Below are 16505 nucleotides of genomic sequence, written 5' to 3' on the forward strand. Positions count from 1 at the left end.
CCCCGCCATCGGACTTGATGTGCCGTCATCGTAGCTGGGCGGTCACGGTGGGTGTGGCGCTGTGGGCGCTTCGCCGGGGTCTCGGCCACCGGTTTGTCCGGTTCCCGGCCGCGCACACGCCGCGCACACGCCGCACTCGGGACAGTGCGCCGCCCCGCCGGAACCGTCGGATCCGGCCCGTCGCCAGGGCCCGGGAACAGCGACGGCAGGGCGGTCGGGCCGCTCCTGCCACTCTCAAGCTATAGCGCGGCGGGGGACTTGTGGCAAGGCCCGGGTGGTGGCACACAATGTCCGATCGCGGGCGATGGCGCGCGAGTTGCGTGGAACGCGACGGTTCTGACGGAAAATCACTTGCTGGGCGTTTTCGGAGGGTTGATGATCGACGTCGTGGTGGTCGGCGGCGGGCCGACCGGGTTGATGTTGGCGTGCGAGCTGCGGCTGCACGGGGTGGAGGTGGTGGTCCTTGAGCGGTTGACGGCTCCGACCGGGGAGTCGCGTGGGCAGGGTCTGCATGCGCGCAGCGTGGAGGTGATGGCTCAGCGCGGCCTGTTGGAGCGTTGCCGGGCGGTGAGCCGGGAGTTCCGGGTCGGTGGGCTGTTCGGCGGTGTGCTGAAGGACTGGCCGGAGGGCATGGACACCGCCCATCCGTACGGTCTGGCGATGCCGCAGCCGGTGACGGAGCGGCTGTTGGCGGAGCGCGCCGCAGAGTTGGGCGCGGAGCTGCGGCGCGGCTGCGAGGTGGTGGGTCTGGCGCAGGACGAGGAGGGTGTGGAGGTCGAGGCGGCGGACGGCTCGCGGCTGCGGGCGCGCTGGCTGGTGGGCTGCGACGGCGGCCGCAGCACGGTGCGCCGGCTGGCGGGTGTGGCGTTCCCGGGCGAGGCCGCGACGGTGGAGACCTTGTTGGGGCAGATGTCGGCGACGGAGGACCCGGAGAGGGTCGCCGAGGTGGTGGCACGGGTGCGGCGCACCGAGCTGCGGTTCGGCCTTCAGCCGGAGGGCGACGGCCAGTACCGGGTGGTGGTGCCGGCCGACGGCATCGCGGAGGACCGGGCTGCGGCGCCGACGCTGGACGACTTCCGGCGGCAGTTGCGCGCGGTCGCGGGCACCGACTTCGGTGTGCACTCGCCGCGTTGGCTGTCCCGGTTCGGCGACGCGACGCGGCAGGCCGAGCGGTACCGGGTGGGCCGGGTGCTGCTGGCGGGCGACGCAGCGCACATCCATCCGCCGACGGGCGGCCAGGGCCTCAACCTGGGTGTGCAGGACGCGTTCAACCTGGGGTGGAAGCTCGCCGCGGAGGTCGACGGCTGGGCGCCGGCGGGCCTGTTGGACAGCTACCACGCGGAGCGCCACCCGGTGGGCGCGTCCGTGCTGGCCAACGCCCGGACGCAGATCGCCCTGCTCGGCGCCGCCCCGGGCCCCACGGCGCTGCGCGAACTGTTCAGCCGTTTGATGGACTTCCCCGAGGTGAACCGCCACATCACCGGCCTCATCACGGCGTTGGACATCCGCTACGACTTCGGCCCCGGCCCGGAGGAACTCGGCCGCCACCAGCGGGACATCGCCCTCGCCGACGGCCGCCTCTACGACCGCCTGCACACCGCCCGCGGCCTGCTGCTCGACCGCACGGGCCGCCTCTCCGCCGCCCCCTGGTCCGACCGCGTCGACCACATCGCCGACCCCTGCCCGGAGTTGACGGCCCCGGCGGTCCTGCTGCGCCCGGACGGTCACGTCGCCTGGCTCGGCGACGACCAGGACGACCTGACCGACTCCCTGACCCGCTGGTTCGGCGCCCCGCACCATCCCTGACGCCGTCGGGCGGTCTCGCCGAGTTCGAGCGGCAGGTCCGGTCCCCAGGCAAGATGATCAACGACCCGTAGCTGCTTCAGCGCCACGGGAACCGGCCCGCCCCCACATCTGCCCAAGCCATTGGGCGCTGAGCGGGGTGACCGGCGGTCGCGGTCCCCGGCGACGCACAGGCTGCGGGGCAGGCCAGGGCGGACGTCGCATGAGGAGCCCCCGCCGCTTCGCGTACTGCCTCACTGGCCCGGCAGTTCGATCGCGAGGGCGTGGCGGAACACGTCGCGCGGGTCCCAGTGGGCCTTGACCCCTCTACCTCTCGCGCACACACCTCAACGACTCGATGACCGCGCTGTTCGACGCTGTCGCGGCCGGCTGGCTCAAGCCGGTCCACGGGCCGGTCTACCGGCTCGGACAGGCCCGCCCGGCCCACCACGACCTCGCTGCTCGCCTCACCACTGGCAAGGTCGTCCTCGACCTGAGCCTCTGAACCCGCCTTCCCCTTTCCTTCCCTGCCATCCGCGCGGAGCGGGCACGCGACCCATCGGATCGCGTCGCCGCGCGCCACGTGACGAAATCACTCGGCGGTTACACGAAATGAACAGCACCATCGACACCGTGCTCCGGCACCGCGACAAGCCGACTGCCAAGGCACCGGCTTCGCTCGCCGCTCGGGCCTTCGCCGTCCAGCAGGCATTCACCCGCCTGCCCGGCACCAGCAGCGTGCACTCCCTGCGGGGTATCGCCGAAGCCGCCGGCCTGGACGACGGCACCACCCACCACATCCTGCAGACCGGCGTGGGCGATGGCGTGTTCGAGCAGGTCGGCCGGGGCAGGTACCGTCTGGGCACCGGGACGGCCCGCGCCGGACTCCACGCCATGGCCGACGCACCCGGCGCCGCGTCCACCCACAGCACACTGGTCGCACTCCACGAAGCCACCGGCGGTCTCGCCCTGCTCTACGTGCTGTCTCCCTTCGGCGGGGCGAAGCGCCTGTGCACCGACTACGCGGCAGGCGACGCCGACCCCTCCGAAGTCGGTATGACGGCTGAGGACGTCGTCTCCGTCTCTCGTTCCCTGCGCACGGGAGCCTCCGGGCGGGTCATCCTCGCCTACCTCCCGCAGCGGATTCGGGACCTCGTCCTGGCCGAGGAGGTACCACCGACCGCCGGTCCCGGAGTGATCCGGTGCAACGACGACCTCGCCGCCTCACTCGTCGAGATCCGCCGACTCGGGTTCGCGATCGGACGCCAGGAGTGCATGGTCGGCTGGGACTCCGTGTCGGCCCCTGTCTTCTGGCAGGACGCGATCATGGGTTCGGTGCTCCTCCTCAGGCCCTCCAAGGAGATGCCGACGGACCTGCCCCCGATGATCTACCACACCCGCAAGGCAGCAGAGGAGATCTCCGAACTCACGCCGGCACCTATGTCACCAGTGGCGTAGTCGATCGGCCTGACGGGGCGGAGCATCGGCAGCTGGAGGAAACAGGAATGCGTGGCAGCCATGACGGGACCGCGCTCAGGGCACTGGTGTACGCGGCCGTTCTCGGCGGGATCGTGCTCTGGTTCTTCCTTGCCGCGACCGCGGCCAGTTGGATCGACAAGCTCGCCGGCGGCTGAGCCGCCGAGGACACCGGCCCTGCTGCCACTGCGGCAGGGCTCTCCGCCGACGGCGTCACCCGCGCCTACCGGTCAGCCAATCGCCGATGGTGCCCGCTCGACTCAATTCGGAGCCAAGTAAGTGATTCTTCCCGGCATTTGGGTGTGAGACCTGGTCAGGACGGCGTGCTGTTCGATAGCGGGCAGCCGGTCGGACCACTCGTGGTAGCAGTCGAGCTTGTAGTGCTCGTGGAGCAGGACCGTACCGGGCCTGGCCGCGAGCGCGCGGAGGCATCGTGGTGGCGAGCATTGTCGCCCGAGCCGCCTTGATCGCACCGGCTCGTAGCACACGTCAGCCTGACGGCTCGATGCAGCGCCTACACCGTGAGCCGCTTCGCCATCGCACGGTTCACCGTCGGCTCACGGCCAGGAACATACGAGGGGATCGGCCGATAGCCGAGGTGTTCGTAGAGCGCCAGCGCGGCAAGGTTCCGGCTCCCGGTTTCCAAGATCGCTCGTGTGGCGCCGTGTTCCACTGCCTTGTGTTCCAGCGCCCGCAGAATCCGACTGCCGATGGCGAGACCGCGGGCTGTCGGGTCGACGTACATGCGTTTGATCTCGACGGTGTCGGAAGTGGTCAGGTGCCAGCCCCCACATCCAACTGCTGCCTCGTGCCCATCGACACGGGCCACGAGGAAGAGGCCGTTCGGCGGCACGAAGTGACTCGGCTCGGCGGTGTGGGGGTCGTCGGCGAAGCCGTAGGTGGCGAGTTGCTCGGCGTACAGAGCGGAGGCCAGACGGCGGGCCTCCGGGTGGTCGTACGGGACGGCGGAGAGAGTGGTGGCAACGGGGCGGACAAGGCCAGTCGGCGTCATAGGCCCGATAGTGCCCGGTCGACCCGATTCAATGCATCAGCGCCGGTCGGCGACTTGATGCGGGTCCCGGCGTGCCGACGCAACACCGCCAGCAGATTTCGGCAGCGGACGGACTGGACTGCGGGCACATAGGCGGTGAGGTCGCCGAGCGTGGCGAGGGTGGCCTCCGGGTCGTGGGCGAGAAGGTGGGCACGGGCGAGGTGAACACCGTGCAGGAGTGCGGACCGCGTGTAGCCGGTGGTGGGGCCGTGGGCGGTCAGGGGAACCAGGAGGCTGTGGGCCTCGGTCAGGAGGCGCCGGCTTCGACCTGGGTTGGCAGCGGCCAGTTCCACGAGGCCGTGTCCGGTTTCGGCAGCGACCTGGTCGGCGGTGAAGTAGTAGAGCGCCGGGGGATCGTCGTCGCGGCGGTGTTCGAGAAGAGTGAGGCAGCGATCGGTGGCTGCGCGGAAGGCGTCGATGTCGCCGGCGGCGGCATGGGCGGTGGCAAGCCGCCCCAAGGCGCGGGCTCGAACGGTGGGCAGGCTCTTCGCCGACGTGTCGACGGCGGCTTCGGCGAAGCGGATCGCCGCCGCGGGGCTTCCCGCCGCCGCGTGCTGGTACGCCAGCATCCCGAGCACATTGGCGGCGGTGTCGTGATCGGAGCTGGCGCGGGCGAGACGGATGGCGAGGAGCTGGTAGCGCTGGCCTGAGCTCGACAGGTCCGCGTCGAAGGCCATCCATCCGGCGAGCTGCGCAAGGCCGCTGGCGTTGCGCAGGAGTCGGGTTCCGATGTCCGGGGTGTAGCGACTGCTCTGCAGCAGCGACAGTACGCCGTCGAGCGCGGTGCGAACGTATCGCTGGGAGATGGCACCGCCTCCGGTCGCGTCGTCGAGGCGGCGCAGTTCGGCGAGGTGGGATTCCAGAACGGCCATCAGTGGCGGCAGCACGTGATCGGCACCGGTCTCGCGGCCCGAACTGTGCGGTTGCTGCCGGTTGGCGTCCCACACCGCGCCGAGCAGGTCATCTGCCGAGCGGAGCGTCGCCTGGGACGCGGGATCGCTGGCGTTCCAGGCAGTGGCGGTGGCCAGGACAGCTGCCAGCGAGCGCCGGCCGACCAAGTCGTCGGTGACGGTGCGCTGCCCACCTCGGGCAGCCGGTTCGGGAGTGCCCCAGAGCATGGCCGGGCTGATGGTCCGGCCGGTCCGATCGGACAGTACGGCGGCGGTAAGGCGGCGGACCAGCTCCGAGCGGGGCACCGAGCCGCGGATCCAGGCATGGGCAACGGTCAGGTCGAGTCGTTGTTCGCCGATGCCCGTGAGTCGCCCATTGACGGTCCGGACCAGCTCTCGCGGCGACCAATCCGCGTCTTTGAGGGCTCGCGCCAGAGCTGCTCCGGGGCGGCTGTCGGGGGGTATCACCTCGGCCCCTGACTGGGAGTCTCCGAGCGTCATCACGCAGTGACGGTACGTCGAATGGCCTCAAGTGTGCACGAATTCGCGGCTTTTCACGCTGACCACGCGGAGTTCACGACGCTCGCAGCGTCCGCCTCTGCCCACAGGCTGACGAAGGGTGTGTCGTTGGGTGTCCGCTCGGCACAGCCGACGGCGGAGCGGACCTCCTCGAGGACGCTCCGGCTCACTTCTTGAGGAAGGGGAACCTCGATGGCCCACTCTGTCAGGACCCGAAGCCCAGAATCGGTGGACTCCGCAGCAACCGCGTTACTCGCCGTGGAGAGTTCGGTCGTCGCGGACCTGAGAGCCCGTGGCTTTCAGACCAGGGTCGACTTCGGCCAGCACTTCCTGCGCTCCCCGGAGGTAGCGACCCAGTTGCTCGCCCTGGCCGGCCTGCACGGCGGCGACGCGGTGCTGGAGGTCGGCGCGGGTCTGGGGACCCTGTCCGCCACGGTGGCGCAGGCCGGACACCGGATCTGGGCGATCGAGAAGGACCCCCGGATGGCCGAGGTGCTGTGCACGTCGCTCGGGCCGTACCGCGATCGGGCCCGGCCGATCATGGCCGACGTCCGCGAGGTCAACCTCGACGACGAGTTGCCCGTCGGCACGGTGTTCCTGTCGATCCTCCCGTTCGAATGGACGCTGGCCTTCGGAATCGCCGCCCACGTATTCGCTTCCACCTCCAAGGTCGCCCGCGGCCTGGCGGTGGTGCCCACCGTCACGGCCGACCACACCGCGGCTGGGGCCTGGTTCGGTGCCGGCCTGCGGGTGGAGGAGGTCGACGGGATCTCGCGCCACGACTTCTGGCCCGAGGCGACCGTGCCGCTGCGCGTCGTGTCGATCACGAGGTGCTGAGCGTGGACGGCGAACGCGGCAAGAACACCGTGACGGTGGTGGCGACGGGCTGCTTCCACTCCTCGGTGCCCGACGGCGCGGGGATGCTGGCCGCAGTTGGGGCACTGCGCGAGCAAGGCGCGCTGGTGGTGGACGTCGGCGACTTCTTCGGCGGCAGCGCCTTCCACGAGTACTCCCGGGGCCGCACGGAGGAACGGCTGCTGGCCGACCTCTACGACGCCGTGGTACCCGGCAACCACGACTTGGCCGACCTGATGCGGCTGCACGAGCCCGACCGATTCCCTCCGGTGGTGTGCGCGAACCTGACACCGCCGCCGTCCTTCGCCGGACGGTGGGAACGAGGGTTGCTCCTGGAAGCGGCCGGGCGACGCATCGGAATCGTGGGGGTGCTCGGGACGCAGGCGTTCGGGGCGGTGCCGATCGCCGAGCGCGCCGGGTTCGTGTTCCAGGAGCCGACAGTTGCCCTGCTGGCCGCCGAGCGGGACCGGCTACTGGCGCTGGGCGCCGAGGTGGTGATCGGGCTGAGCCACAGCGGATTCGAGACCGACGTGGCGCTCCAACTCGCCGGCGGCCCGCTGGAGATCGTGGTGGCCGGCCACTGCCACGGCCCGACCTGCCACTGGGCGCTCCCGCCACGGTACGTCGTCAAGCCACCCGAGTGCGGCGCGGGCCTGCTGCGGATCGAACTCGGCCCAGGCGAGCCGTCGTTCAGCCTCGAGTACACCGGCGGCTGTGAGGTACCGACCGGCGCGATGCCGGGCTTCGTCCGGGAAGCCGTCGGTGCGTTCCGGGCGTGGGGCAGCGCAACGGTCGGCTGCAGCACCGTCCCGGTCGGAGACCGGCGCCGCCTCGCCGAGCTGGTCGCCGAGCTGGGCCGACACGCAACGAACACCGACGCCTTCGTCCTCAACCTCGCCACCCTGCGCGCCGGTCTTCCGCCCCGCGTCGATCGGCAGGCGCTCGTCGCCGCCGCACCCTTCGACGCCGCGTTGGTCGTTCTGGCCGGCCTCCACACCCCTGGGGAGATCGCCCACCTGGCCGAGGCCCTGGGCGAGAGCCCCGTTGTAGCGGCTTCGGCACCCGGCTGCCGCGGCACCGTCGCCACTACCGCCTACCTGGCCGACCGCCTCGGTCTGGCCGCCAGCCCGATCGAGCCGCCGCGCACCCTGCGCGGACTGCTCACCGAACACGTCAAGGAGGGATCATGACCACTCCTCAGCTGCTGCCCGCACCCATGTTCCTCGATGGCCCCACCGCGCCGCGGGCCTTCGCCGAACACATCACCGGCGTCGGCCACGGGCGGGCTCTGATCGCGTTCGACCCCGCCGACCACCGCCTCAACCAGGAGTTGGCGCTCGGCCTGCTGTCCGCACTGGGCCCCGTGCCGGCGGTCTACCCGGCCGACGGCTGTTGGAGCGCTCTGGAGGTCCGTACCGAGGTGGACCCGGGCCGCACCCACGGCACCGGGGAGAACCGGCTGCACGTCGATCTCGTCGACCGCGACCTGATCCCGCGCTACATCGCGCTGTACTGCGAGCGCGACGACCCGGCGGGCGGCGGTGCCTCGGCCCTGGCCGACCTATGGGCCGCCGCCGCCGAACTCGGGGACGCCGACCGATCGCTGCTCCAGCAGCCCGTCTTCTCCTACTGGACCGACCAGGGGGTGCACGGCGTCGGCGGGCCGCTGGAGCGCTTCGCTGTCCTGCCCGAGCAGCTGGAGCCGGGCCTGCCGATCCGGTTCACCACCAAGATGCACCCGCACCTCCTGCGCGGGCAGCTCGTGGCCGGCACCGCGGCCGCCCGTCAGGAGACCGCGTCCGCGTTCGGCGCCCTGGTCGATGCGGCGCTGCGCCACCGAATCGAGCTCCGGCTCCGCCCCGGACAGCTGCTGGTGTTCGACCAACTTCGCTGGGCCCACGGCCGGATGCCGCTCGGCGGCGGCCAGGACGCGATCGCGCCCGACCTGCGGCGGCGACTGCGACAGGCCTACGTGCAGGGCGGCGCGCGGTGATCCTCACCGGCCCCGCCATCCGCCAAGCGGTCAAGGCCGGCGACCTGACCATCGACCCGTACCTGCCGGAGCACACGAACCCGAACAGCCACGGCTACCGGCTCGGCGGCACCCTCAAGGTGTTCACCCGGACGCCCGTGGACCCGCGCACCAGCCCGCCGACCCGCACGATCACGATCCCGGAGCGTGGCTACCGGCTCAGGCCGGGCCGGACCTACCTCGGCTCGACCGTCGAGCGCATCGGCTCCGACCGCTTCGTCACCAGCCTGATCGGACGCTCGTCCGTCGGCCGCCTCGGGCTGTTCACCCAGATCGCCGCCGACCTCGCCCAGCTCGGCGCGGTCCACCAGTGGACGTTGGAGATCGTCGTCACCCAGCCGCTCAAGGTATACCCGGGCATGGTCATCGGCCAGGTGTCGTTCTGGGACCCCGTCGGCGAGCGGATGCCGTACTCCGGCTACTACGGCACCTTGAGCGACCCGTCACCGTTCGCTCCCCACGCCCTGGCCGGCGGCACTGCCGTCGGCCCCTCCCCGGAGGTGTACGCCGCGTGATCCTCACCGGCCCCCGGATCGCGGAGGAGGTCGAGGCCGGACGGATCAGCATCAGCCCGTTCGACCCGTCCTTCCTGAGCCCCAACTCCTACGACTTCCACCTCAGTTCGGACATCGGCTGGTACCGGCGGCGGTGGTGGGGAGGCCGCACCCTCGACTGCCGCAGGCCCAACCCGTTCACTCGCTCCACCATCCCCGAGGAGGGGATGGTCCTTCGCCCCGGCCGGATCTACCTCGCCTCCACTGCCGAGACGATGGGCAGCGAGCACTTCGTGCCGATCATCCGGGCCCGCTCCTCCACCGCCCGGACCGGCCTGTTCGTGCACTGCACCGCCGATCTCATCGATCTCGGCTCCATCAACCGCTGGACCCTGCAACTCCACGCCGTACAGCCTGTCCGGGTCTACCCCGGCCAGCGCATCGGCCAGGTCACCTTCTGGCTGCCCACCGGCCGGATCCAGCTGTACCGCGGCAAGTACCAGGGCTCCACCCTGCCCGAGCCGTCGCAGCTGTGGCGCGACTTCCGGAAGGAGGACGCCCGTGGCACCGCCGCGTGAACGCGTCGTCGCGGTGGTGGCGCACCCCGACGACGCCGAGCTGATGTTCTACGGCACCCTGCGCCGCTACCGGCAGCGGGGAGCATCCGTCACCGTGGTCGTCACCACCACCGGGATCAACGGCATCTCCCTCGCCGACCAGCGCCGCGGAACGAGCCTCACCAGCCGACAGCGACCCGCCGAATCCGCGGCGTCCTACGACGGCAGCGGAATCGACCTGGTGTTCCTCGGCTTCGCCGACGGCGCCCTGGTCGCCGACCGGGACCTGATCTCGCGCGTCGAGGCGGAACTGGCCCGCGTGGGCTGCACCGTCCTGCTCACCCACAGCCTGCACTCCGGCACCGACCACCAGGACCACCGAGCCGTCGCCCAGGCCGCCGTCAACGCCGCGACCCGGACCGGAACCTGCGGCACGATCCTGCACGGCCAACCCCACGCCCCCCGCGGCGACTTCCGCCCCACCGTCCTGGTGGACATCACCGACCTGCTCGCCGACAAGGTCATGGCGCTCGCCGCACACCAGAGCCAGGCCGGCCGCTGGTACCTCGGCGAGGACTACACCCTCCACCGAGCCGCGAACGCCGGTTGGACCCTGGCCCCGACCCGGGCGGCCGACGGCCGCCGCTTCGAGGCGTTCGAGACATCCCTGACCACCCTGCTCGACACCGACGATGAGGACCGCTGATGCACCGGCTCTACATCGAACAGCCACCGTTCGCACCGTGGCTCGGCTTCTGCGAAGCCCTGTTCGCGTGCCGAACCGTCGCGTTGTACGACGACGTGCAGTTCGAGGACGGCGGCTACCAGAACCGCAACCGGATCAAGACCCCCCACGGCGTCCAGTGGCTCACCGTTCCGGTGGTGAAGAGTCACGGCCAGCTGATCAAGGACGTGCGGATCGCCGACGCCTTCGACCCGCAGAGCATGATCCGGCGAATGCGGCTGGCCTACGGCCGCAGTCAGCACCTCGACGAAGTGCTGCCGGTACTCACCCCGCCGCTCGCCGCCGGACACCGCTGGCTGCTCGACCTCAACCTCGACCTGGCCACCGACATCGCCACCGCCCTCGGCGCACCCGCCCACCTCGTCCTCACCTCGCAGCTCCCGATCGAGCCGGCGACCGGCCGCGCCGGCCGGATCGTCCAAATCTGCCGAGCGGCCGGTGCAAGCGAGCTGTGGGCGGGCTCCGGTACCCGCGGCTACCTCGCGCCCGCCGACCTCGCCGCCGTAGGCATCAGCGTCACCTGGAACGAGTACCTCAGCCGCCACCCGACCTACCAACAGGCCTGGCCACAGCGGGGGTTCACACCGAACCTGTCTGTCCTCGACACCGCCTGCGCGATCGGCTGGGCCGGAACCTCCGCCCTGCTGCGTACCCACCTCACCACCTACCTCGACGCCCTCCCCCAGGAAGGACTGCCCGCATGACCAGGATGCGGATCACCACCGGCATCGACCTGCCGCTCGAGCCCTCCTGCGGCTCCATGCTCTTCTGCTCCGACCTGTACGGGGCAATGGCCGACCGTGCCCGCACCACCTTCCTCGCTCTCCCGCCCGCCAACCCCGGCTGGCAGCACGGCTTCGAGGAGACCGTGCTCGCCACCACCGCCAAGGCCCCCTACGGACCCGGCTTCCACGCCTACGTCGACGGCCTGGCCATCGATGTCCACCGCCACCTGGACAAGGCCCGACCGGACGCCATCCACGCCCAGCACCTCGGCTTCGGCCTCTCCCTCGCGCTCGTTCGCACCGCCCAGGACATCCCGGTCGTCGCCATCGCCCACGGCACCGACGTCATCGCCGCCGCCACCAACCCGCTCGCCCGCGACGTCCTCACCGAGATCGTCGCGGGCGCGACCACCGTCGTCGCCCCGAACACCGCCCTCGCGGACCGCATCGGCGAACTGACCGATCACCACTACCGCGACAAAATGGCCCTCGTGCCCTGGGGCATTCCGCTCGCCCGCGTCGCCCGGCCCCTGCGCCCCACTCACACCCACACGCTCCGCCTGCTTCACGCCGGCCGCTTGGACGCCAACAAGTCCACGAGCACCGCGATCGAGGGACTCGCGCTCACCGACCACCGCCACGAACTCACCGTCATCGGCAGCGGCCCCGAGCAGGACGCCCTCCAGCACCGCACCCGGGAACTCGGGCTGAGCGACCGCATCCGCTTCGCGCCGTTCCAGCCCCGCCACACGTTGTGGGAACGCTTCGCGGACTTCGACGCCTTCGTGTTCACCACCTCCGGCCTGGAAGCGTTCGGCCTGGTCGCCGTCGAGGCCCAGGCCCACGGACTGCCCGTCATCTACTCCGACGTCGCCGGCATGACCCAAACCCTCGGCGCCGCCGGCCTGCCCTACAGCCCCGGCGACGCCGCCCAGTTCGCCCAGGCGGTCGACAAGCTCGCCTCCGACCACGCGCTGCGCACCGACCTCAGCATCGCGGGCCTGGCCAACGCCTCCTGCTACGACATCGCGCACAGCGCCCACCGGCTCACCAACGTCACCCGCGACGCGATCGGAGCCGCCACATGAACTCCGCCCCGGCGCCGATCCACACGTCCCGCCTGTTCCCCGCGACCCGCCCCCGCGCCGCCGACCCCACCGCCCCGACGTGGGAACTGCTGGAACACCTCGGCCTCGTCGGCCGCACCGACGCCGCAGGCGTGCACACCCTGTTCCCGCTCGGTCTGCGCGTGCGCGACCAGCTCGACCGGATCACCCGCGCCGCATTCGAGCAGCGCGGCTTCAACACCGTCGCCCTGCCCACCCTCCAGAGCCGAGCCCTGTGGGAGCAGTCCGGCCGCTGGAAGACCTACACCGACGAGGGCGCGCTGATCACCACCCGTGTCGGCGGCACCGACATGTGCCTCGCACCGACCTCCGAGGAGATGGCCGTCGCCACCGTCCGGCCCCACCTGCGCTCGCACCGCGACCTGCCGGTCCGCCTGGCCCTCAACACCACGAAGTTCCGCGACGAGGTCTCGCCCCGCGGTGGCCTCATGCGCGGACGCGAGTTCACGATGGCCGACGCCTACACCTTCGACACGGACCGCACGGGCATGCTGGAGTCGATCAGACTGCTCAACCGGGCCTGCACCGACGCGCTCACCGGCATCGGCCTCCACGGCGTCTTCCATGCCTCCGCCGACGGCGGGGCCATCTCCGCCGGCCCGACCACCGAGCACCTCGTCCTCGCCGACTTCGGGCAGAGCACCATCCTCGCCTGCGACCACTGCGGTCACCGGGGCGATGGCGCGATCCTCAGTGCCGCGTTCCCCAACACCGCCGCCCGCGCCGAACCCGTCGTCAACGTGATCGTCTTCGCCGTCACCGGCCCGGACGGCACCACCACGCCCACCGCGGTCTGCATCCGCTCCGACCTCACCGTCAGCGTCCGCAAACTCACCGCCGCCCTCGGACCCGACCAGCACGTCGAACTCCTCGACCCCGAGGAACTGCCCGGCTTGCTCGGGAAGACCGCCGGCACCCTCACTCCCTGGGACTGCAGCGGGATCGACGTCGTCCACGACCGCTCTGTCAGCGCCCTCGACCGCTTCACCATCGCCGACGGGCCCGACGGACTGCACAACGGCGCTTCGTGGACCGGCGCCGCGGGCCTGCCTCCGCTTCCCGTCTACCCCGCCGACGTCCACACCGCTGCCGACGGCCTCCACTGCGGACGCTGCCACCACGGTCACTACCGCGTGACCGACGCCGTCGAAGTCGCCCATGTCTTCGAACTCGGGACCCAGTACTCCAGCAAAATGGGCCTGGCCTTCACCAGCGAGGACGGCACCCCGCGCACCCCGCTCATGGGCTGCTCCGGCATCGGCCTCACCCGCTGCATCCAGACCCTGGCAGGTGTCCACCGCGACGCCGAAGGCCTGCGATGGAAGCCCGGCACCGGCCCCGCCGACATCCACCTCGTCGTTCTGCGCTCCGACCTGACCGAGCAGCAGCAGCGTGCCGACCGCACCGTCCAGCAGCTTCATCGCCTTGGACTTCGCCTGATCATCGACGACCGCCCCCTCCCGGCCGGAGAGAAGTTCCGCTACGCCCAGGCGCTCGGCGTGCCCACAGCCCTCGTGCTCTCCCCCCGGCACACCGACAGCGAGCTGGAGGTCGTGGACCGCTGGACCCGCCGCCACAGCCCCATCTCGGCAGACAACCTCCAAACCCTACGAAGGGGCAACGTCTGATCTGACGAAACCACGGAGATTCTGGCATCGAACGAGAAATACTCGATGCCGGAATCGCCATGCTCAAATTCTATTTCCGCAAGCCCGAAAATCCAGCATTGACGGGCCGCTCGGGAATGCGTTAGATTTTTCTCCACTGCGGGCCGGAGCTCAATGGAAAGAGCGCGGCATAAGTGTTGCCGAGGAGCTGGTTCGAGTCCAGCCGGCCCGACCGATGCGCCCGCCTCGCGCACACCGCGCCAGCAGTGTGCGCCGATCAGGGCCCTGGCACGGCAGGGGTCGGATTGGCTTGACTCACCGCCCGCTTCCCTTTCGATCGGCCTGGGAGTCGAACCGGGAAGCGTGCATGGAATTCTCGCTCTCCGGGTGGAAATTCCTTTGATTCTGCTACGCTTCACGGCGTGAAAAAGAAGATCGGAATCACCGGAGGCGCGAGCGCCGGCCATGTCGTTCCTGCCCTGGCAGTTGCGGCAGAACTACGGCGCGCAGAATGCGACCTTGTTTATTTCGGGCGCGCAGGCAGCATCGAGGCAGACCTCGCGGCGAACGCCGGAATCCGGGTCGCGGCCGTCCCGTCGGCGGGGCTCCAGCGCTTCCGCTCCTGGAGCAACGTCACCATGCCGCTCACCGTCGCCCGCGGGGTGTTCGCCGCCTGGCGGGCGATGCGACGCGAGCGGCCCGACGTCGTCTTCTCCAAGGGCAGCTACGTGTCGGTGCCGGTGGGAATCGCCTCGTGGCTCAACCGCATCCCTCTCGCCATCCACGAGTCCGACCACACCCTCGGCCTCGCGAACCGCATCCTCGCCCGCTTCGCCACCACGGTCTTCCTCGCCGAAGTCACCCCCGGCTTGCCCCAGTGGCTCAAGCGCAAGGCGATCGTCACCGGCCTGCCCCTTCGCGACGACCTCGCCGACGGCCGACCCGAGAACCTCCGCGCCCACCTCGGCATCCCCACCGGTCCACCGGTCCTGCTCGTCTTCTGCGGGAGCAGCGGCTCCCGGCGCGTCAACGAAGCGGTACGCCGTCAACTCGGCGACCTGAAAAGGCACTTCTCCGTCATCCACATCTGCGGCCGAGGAAATCTCGACCCCGCCCTGCCCTCGACGCCCGGGTACTGGCAGCTGGAGTACCTGCACGACGACATGGTCGATGCCCTCTGGCTCGCCGACCTCGTCATCGGCCGGGCCGGCGCCACCACGCTCGCCGAGCTGGAGGCACTGTCCAAGCCCGCCGTCCTGGTCCCGCTGCCGGCGTCCGTCAGCCGCGGCGACCAGCTCGACAACGCGAAGGCCTATGCGCAACGTGCCACCTGCATCGTCGTCGCCGACGAGGAGATGGCCGACGGGAAGCCCCTCCTGCGGGCGTGCGAACAGCTGCTGCCCGCACTGGGCGGCACCCGCCGCCTTCCCAGCCCTGACGCCGTTCGCGATGCCGCGCGAGACATCGCCGACAGGACGGTCGCCCTTGCCCGCCCACGCGGCCGGCACGCCCGCTGAACTGTCCCCAGGTCCCCAGGCCGTCAGGCCAGGCCTTCCGGGAGATCGCCGCGGAACAGCACATGCCAGTGCATGTGCTTCGACTCCTGGTACGCGCCCTCGTTCGTCACGACGCACGCCGCCCCGTACTCCTCGCGCACCTTCGCCGCAACCTTCCGGACCACCCGCACAACGTCAGCGAGGTCCTCATCGGTCCCGTCGCCGAGCTCCACCAGCGACGGGATGTGTCGCTTGGGGACGACCACGATGTGCACCGGGTACGAGGGCTTGGTGTGTTCGAACGCGAGTACCGTGTCGGTCTCCTCCACCACCTTCACCGGCGTACGGCCGTTCAGGGCCTCATTGCAGTAGAAGTCCGAAACCGCCGCTGGCGCGGTCGTACGCGTCACAATGCACCTGCCCCTATGGCCCTGCGGCGACGGCTCGGACAGCGGGGTGCCGACCATTACCGCAGGTCGTTGAAGTTGACCAGCCGGCGCTCAGAATACCGCCACGAGCTGACGGCCCATCACCTTCACTGACTACCAGGACAATCCGAAGAGTTCGCCGGCCTGTGCACGCGAACGCTGGGAGGTTGCCGCTTTCACCACCGAGTTCGATGAGGACAGGGTGAGGTCGCAGTGCACTCCGGCACGGGCGCCAACCGGTTGGCGTTTGCCCCGGAGAACCGCAGCTGACAGCGCGGAGGAGTCTTCGGCCGGCCGTCATCTTCGCGGAGAAATATGACGGCCGGTGACACCTGGGTGATGATGAGCGACCAGCGCGGGGCCCGTCCCGCGTTCAGCTCAGGTACGCCCATGCCTTGACGCGGGCGAGGCTCCGCTTCCCGATCGCCTCCGGCAACAGCCCGGAGGCAGCAGAAGGAGCGAGAGATGGCGGTCGATCCGACCAACGACGGGCTGCTGCTCGTGGCAGAAGAACTGGGTGCCGTGCACGACCGGTACGACAGCCTCCGATCCGACAACGCCGGCTCGGGCGGCGACGACCCGTGGCCCGGCGGAGACGGCAATCTGCACGAGAGCGAGTGAACCGATCGGCCGGGGGGGGCCCGCCCGCCGGGGGGGCCCCCGGCCCGGGGCGCGCGGGCGGGGCGGGTGCCGAAGTTGGTGGCGACCAGCAGGCCGTCGC

Annotated in this window: 18 protein-coding genes, 1 tRNA gene and 1 pseudogene; 16 read left to right on the plus strand and 4 right to left on the minus strand. The window is 70.7% G+C overall.

All coding sequences use genetic code 11. From position 1 onward, the window contains the following. Positions 1-375 precede the first annotated feature (375 nt). The gene (gene rox, locus ACFV4P_RS28860; RefSeq protein ID WP_380476030.1) at positions 376-1806 is read left to right on the plus strand and encodes a rifampin monooxygenase; all 1431 of its coding nucleotides are present in this window, start codon (positions 376-378) and stop codon (positions 1804-1806) included. A gap of 230 nt (positions 1807-2036) precedes the next feature. Here the strand turns inward: rox and ACFV4P_RS28865 are convergent, their stop codons facing one another. Beyond that, positions 2037-2126 carry a BBE domain-containing protein gene (locus ACFV4P_RS28865; RefSeq protein ID WP_380476032.1) on the minus strand — a complete coding sequence of 30 codons (90 nt, stop codon included), beginning with the start codon at positions 2124-2126 and terminating at the stop codon, positions 2037-2039. 11 nt (positions 2127-2137) lie between these two features. Between ACFV4P_RS28865 and ACFV4P_RS28870 the strand changes: the two are divergent. The 3 genes and pseudogenes from ACFV4P_RS28870 to ACFV4P_RS28880 all read left to right on the plus strand — a co-directional run. Continuing rightward, positions 2138-2287: pseudogene (locus ACFV4P_RS28870) on the plus strand (zinc-binding dehydrogenase); the annotation flags it as partial. A gap of 107 nt (positions 2288-2394) precedes the next feature. Further along, positions 2395-3240, plus strand: a complete 846-nt coding sequence (locus tag ACFV4P_RS28875; RefSeq protein ID WP_380476034.1) for an IclR family transcriptional regulator C-terminal domain-containing protein — start codon at positions 2395-2397, stop codon at positions 3238-3240. 47 nt (positions 3241-3287) lie between these two features. Continuing rightward, entirely contained in the window at positions 3288-3416 is a 129-nt protein-coding gene (locus tag ACFV4P_RS28880) for a hypothetical protein (RefSeq protein WP_380476036.1), read from the plus strand. A 356-nt stretch (positions 3417-3772) separates the two neighbouring features. Here the strand turns inward: ACFV4P_RS28880 and ACFV4P_RS28885 are convergent, their stop codons facing one another. Together ACFV4P_RS28885 and ACFV4P_RS28890 are read right to left on the minus strand one after the other, a co-directional pair. Beyond that, positions 3773-4270, minus strand: a complete 498-nt coding sequence (locus tag ACFV4P_RS28885) for a GNAT family N-acetyltransferase (RefSeq protein WP_380476039.1) — start codon at positions 4268-4270, stop codon at positions 3773-3775. Beyond that, positions 4267-5700, minus strand: a complete 1434-nt coding sequence (locus ACFV4P_RS28890) for a hypothetical protein (RefSeq protein WP_380476082.1) — start codon at positions 5698-5700, stop codon at positions 4267-4269. The genes ACFV4P_RS28885 and ACFV4P_RS28890 overlap by 4 nt, the downstream gene beginning before the upstream one ends. Positions 5701-5946: 246 nt before the next feature. On the opposite strand from ACFV4P_RS28890, the gene ACFV4P_RS28895 reads away from it, so the two are divergent. The 11 genes from ACFV4P_RS28895 to ACFV4P_RS28945 all read left to right on the plus strand — a co-directional run bounded on the left by ACFV4P_RS28895 (position 5947) and on the right by ACFV4P_RS28945 (position 15377). Then, a complete protein-coding gene (locus tag ACFV4P_RS28895) occupies positions 5947-6555 on the plus strand; it encodes an rRNA adenine N-6-methyltransferase family protein (RefSeq protein WP_380476042.1) in 609 nt (202 codons plus the stop codon). A gap of 2 nt (positions 6556-6557) precedes the next feature. Further along, positions 6558-7763, plus strand: coding sequence for a metallophosphoesterase (locus tag ACFV4P_RS28900; RefSeq protein ID WP_380476044.1), 1206 nt, complete (start codon positions 6558-6560; stop codon positions 7761-7763). After that, positions 7760-8566, plus strand: a complete 807-nt coding sequence (locus ACFV4P_RS28905) for a TauD/TfdA family dioxygenase (RefSeq protein ID WP_380476047.1) — start codon at positions 7760-7762, stop codon at positions 8564-8566. Before ACFV4P_RS28900 ends, ACFV4P_RS28905 begins: the two co-directional genes overlap by 4 nt. Next, positions 8563-9120 (plus strand): deoxycytidine deaminase, encoded by a 558-nt coding sequence (locus ACFV4P_RS28910; RefSeq protein ID WP_380476049.1) that lies wholly within the window; start codon positions 8563-8565, stop codon positions 9118-9120. The genes ACFV4P_RS28905 and ACFV4P_RS28910 overlap by 4 nt, the downstream gene beginning before the upstream one ends. Beyond that, positions 9117-9677 (plus strand): dCTP deaminase, encoded by a 561-nt coding sequence (locus ACFV4P_RS28915; protein WP_380476052.1) that lies wholly within the window; start codon positions 9117-9119, stop codon positions 9675-9677. The genes ACFV4P_RS28910 and ACFV4P_RS28915 overlap by 4 nt, the downstream gene beginning before the upstream one ends. Then, positions 9661-10362 (plus strand): PIG-L deacetylase family protein, encoded by a 702-nt coding sequence (locus ACFV4P_RS28920; RefSeq protein WP_380476054.1) that lies wholly within the window; start codon positions 9661-9663, stop codon positions 10360-10362. The genes ACFV4P_RS28915 and ACFV4P_RS28920 overlap by 17 nt, the downstream gene beginning before the upstream one ends. Next, the gene (locus tag ACFV4P_RS28925) at positions 10362-11105 is read left to right on the plus strand and encodes a WbqC family protein (RefSeq protein WP_380476057.1); all 744 of its coding nucleotides are present in this window, start codon (positions 10362-10364) and stop codon (positions 11103-11105) included. Before ACFV4P_RS28920 ends, ACFV4P_RS28925 begins: the two co-directional genes overlap by 1 nt. Beyond that, a complete protein-coding gene (locus ACFV4P_RS28930; protein ID WP_380476059.1) occupies positions 11102-12214 on the plus strand; it encodes a glycosyltransferase family 4 protein in 1113 nt (370 codons plus the stop codon). The genes ACFV4P_RS28925 and ACFV4P_RS28930 overlap by 4 nt, the downstream gene beginning before the upstream one ends. Next, complete coding sequence (locus ACFV4P_RS28935) at positions 12211-13881, plus strand: proline--tRNA ligase (protein ID WP_380476061.1); 1671 nt, start codon at positions 12211-12213, stop codon at positions 13879-13881. Before ACFV4P_RS28930 ends, ACFV4P_RS28935 begins: the two co-directional genes overlap by 4 nt. Before the next feature lie 139 nt (positions 13882-14020). Continuing rightward, positions 14021-14092: transfer RNA gene (locus ACFV4P_RS28940), tRNA-Thr, on the plus strand. 190 nt (positions 14093-14282) lie between these two features. Continuing rightward, on the plus strand, positions 14283-15377 hold the full coding sequence (locus ACFV4P_RS28945) for a glycosyltransferase (protein WP_380476064.1): 1095 nt from the start codon (positions 14283-14285) through the stop codon (positions 15375-15377). A gap of 23 nt (positions 15378-15400) precedes the next feature. Here ACFV4P_RS28945 and ACFV4P_RS28950 read toward each other — a convergent pair whose 3' ends face one another. Further along, positions 15401-15766, minus strand: coding sequence for an HIT domain-containing protein (locus ACFV4P_RS28950; RefSeq protein ID WP_380476066.1), 366 nt, complete (start codon positions 15764-15766; stop codon positions 15401-15403). 483 nt (positions 15767-16249) lie between these two features. Here ACFV4P_RS28950 and ACFV4P_RS28955 point away from each other — a divergent pair, with 483 nt between their 5' ends. Continuing rightward, positions 16250-16405 (plus strand): hypothetical protein, encoded by a 156-nt coding sequence (locus tag ACFV4P_RS28955; protein ID WP_380476068.1) that lies wholly within the window; start codon positions 16250-16252, stop codon positions 16403-16405. Positions 16406-16505 lie beyond the last annotated feature (100 nt).

Origin of the sequence: Kitasatospora sp. NPDC059795, from assembly GCF_042732175.1 — a bacterium.
Classification (GTDB): domain Bacteria; phylum Actinomycetota; class Actinomycetes; order Streptomycetales; family Streptomycetaceae; genus Kitasatospora.

What these genes read in the sequence shown, in the direction of transcription:
- rox (WP_380476030.1), top strand. Translation starts at nt 376, where the DNA reads ATGATCGACGTCGTGGTGGTCGGCGGCGGGCCGACCGGGTTGATGTTG.
- ACFV4P_RS28875 (WP_380476034.1), top strand. Translation starts at nt 2,395, where the DNA reads ATGAACAGCACCATCGACACCGTGCTCCGGCACCGCGACAAGCCGACT.
- ACFV4P_RS28880 (WP_380476036.1), top strand. Translation starts at nt 3,288, where the DNA reads ATGCGTGGCAGCCATGACGGGACCGCGCTCAGGGCACTGGTGTACGCG.
- ACFV4P_RS28885 (WP_380476039.1), bottom strand. Translation starts at nt 4,270, where the DNA reads ATGACGCCGACTGGCCTTGTCCGCCCCGTTGCCACCACTCTCTCCGCC.
- ACFV4P_RS28890 (WP_380476082.1), bottom strand. Translation starts at nt 5,700, where the DNA reads ATGACGCTCGGAGACTCCCAGTCAGGGGCCGAGGTGATACCCCCCGAC.
- ACFV4P_RS28905 (WP_380476047.1), top strand. Translation starts at nt 7,760, where the DNA reads ATGACCACTCCTCAGCTGCTGCCCGCACCCATGTTCCTCGATGGCCCC.
- ACFV4P_RS28925 (WP_380476057.1), top strand. Translation starts at nt 10,362, where the DNA reads ATGCACCGGCTCTACATCGAACAGCCACCGTTCGCACCGTGGCTCGGC.
- ACFV4P_RS28930 (WP_380476059.1), top strand. Translation starts at nt 11,102, where the DNA reads ATGACCAGGATGCGGATCACCACCGGCATCGACCTGCCGCTCGAGCCC.
- ACFV4P_RS28935 (WP_380476061.1), top strand. Translation starts at nt 12,211, where the DNA reads ATGAACTCCGCCCCGGCGCCGATCCACACGTCCCGCCTGTTCCCCGCG.
- ACFV4P_RS28955 (WP_380476068.1), top strand. Translation starts at nt 16,250, where the DNA reads ATGGCGGTCGATCCGACCAACGACGGGCTGCTGCTCGTGGCAGAAGAA.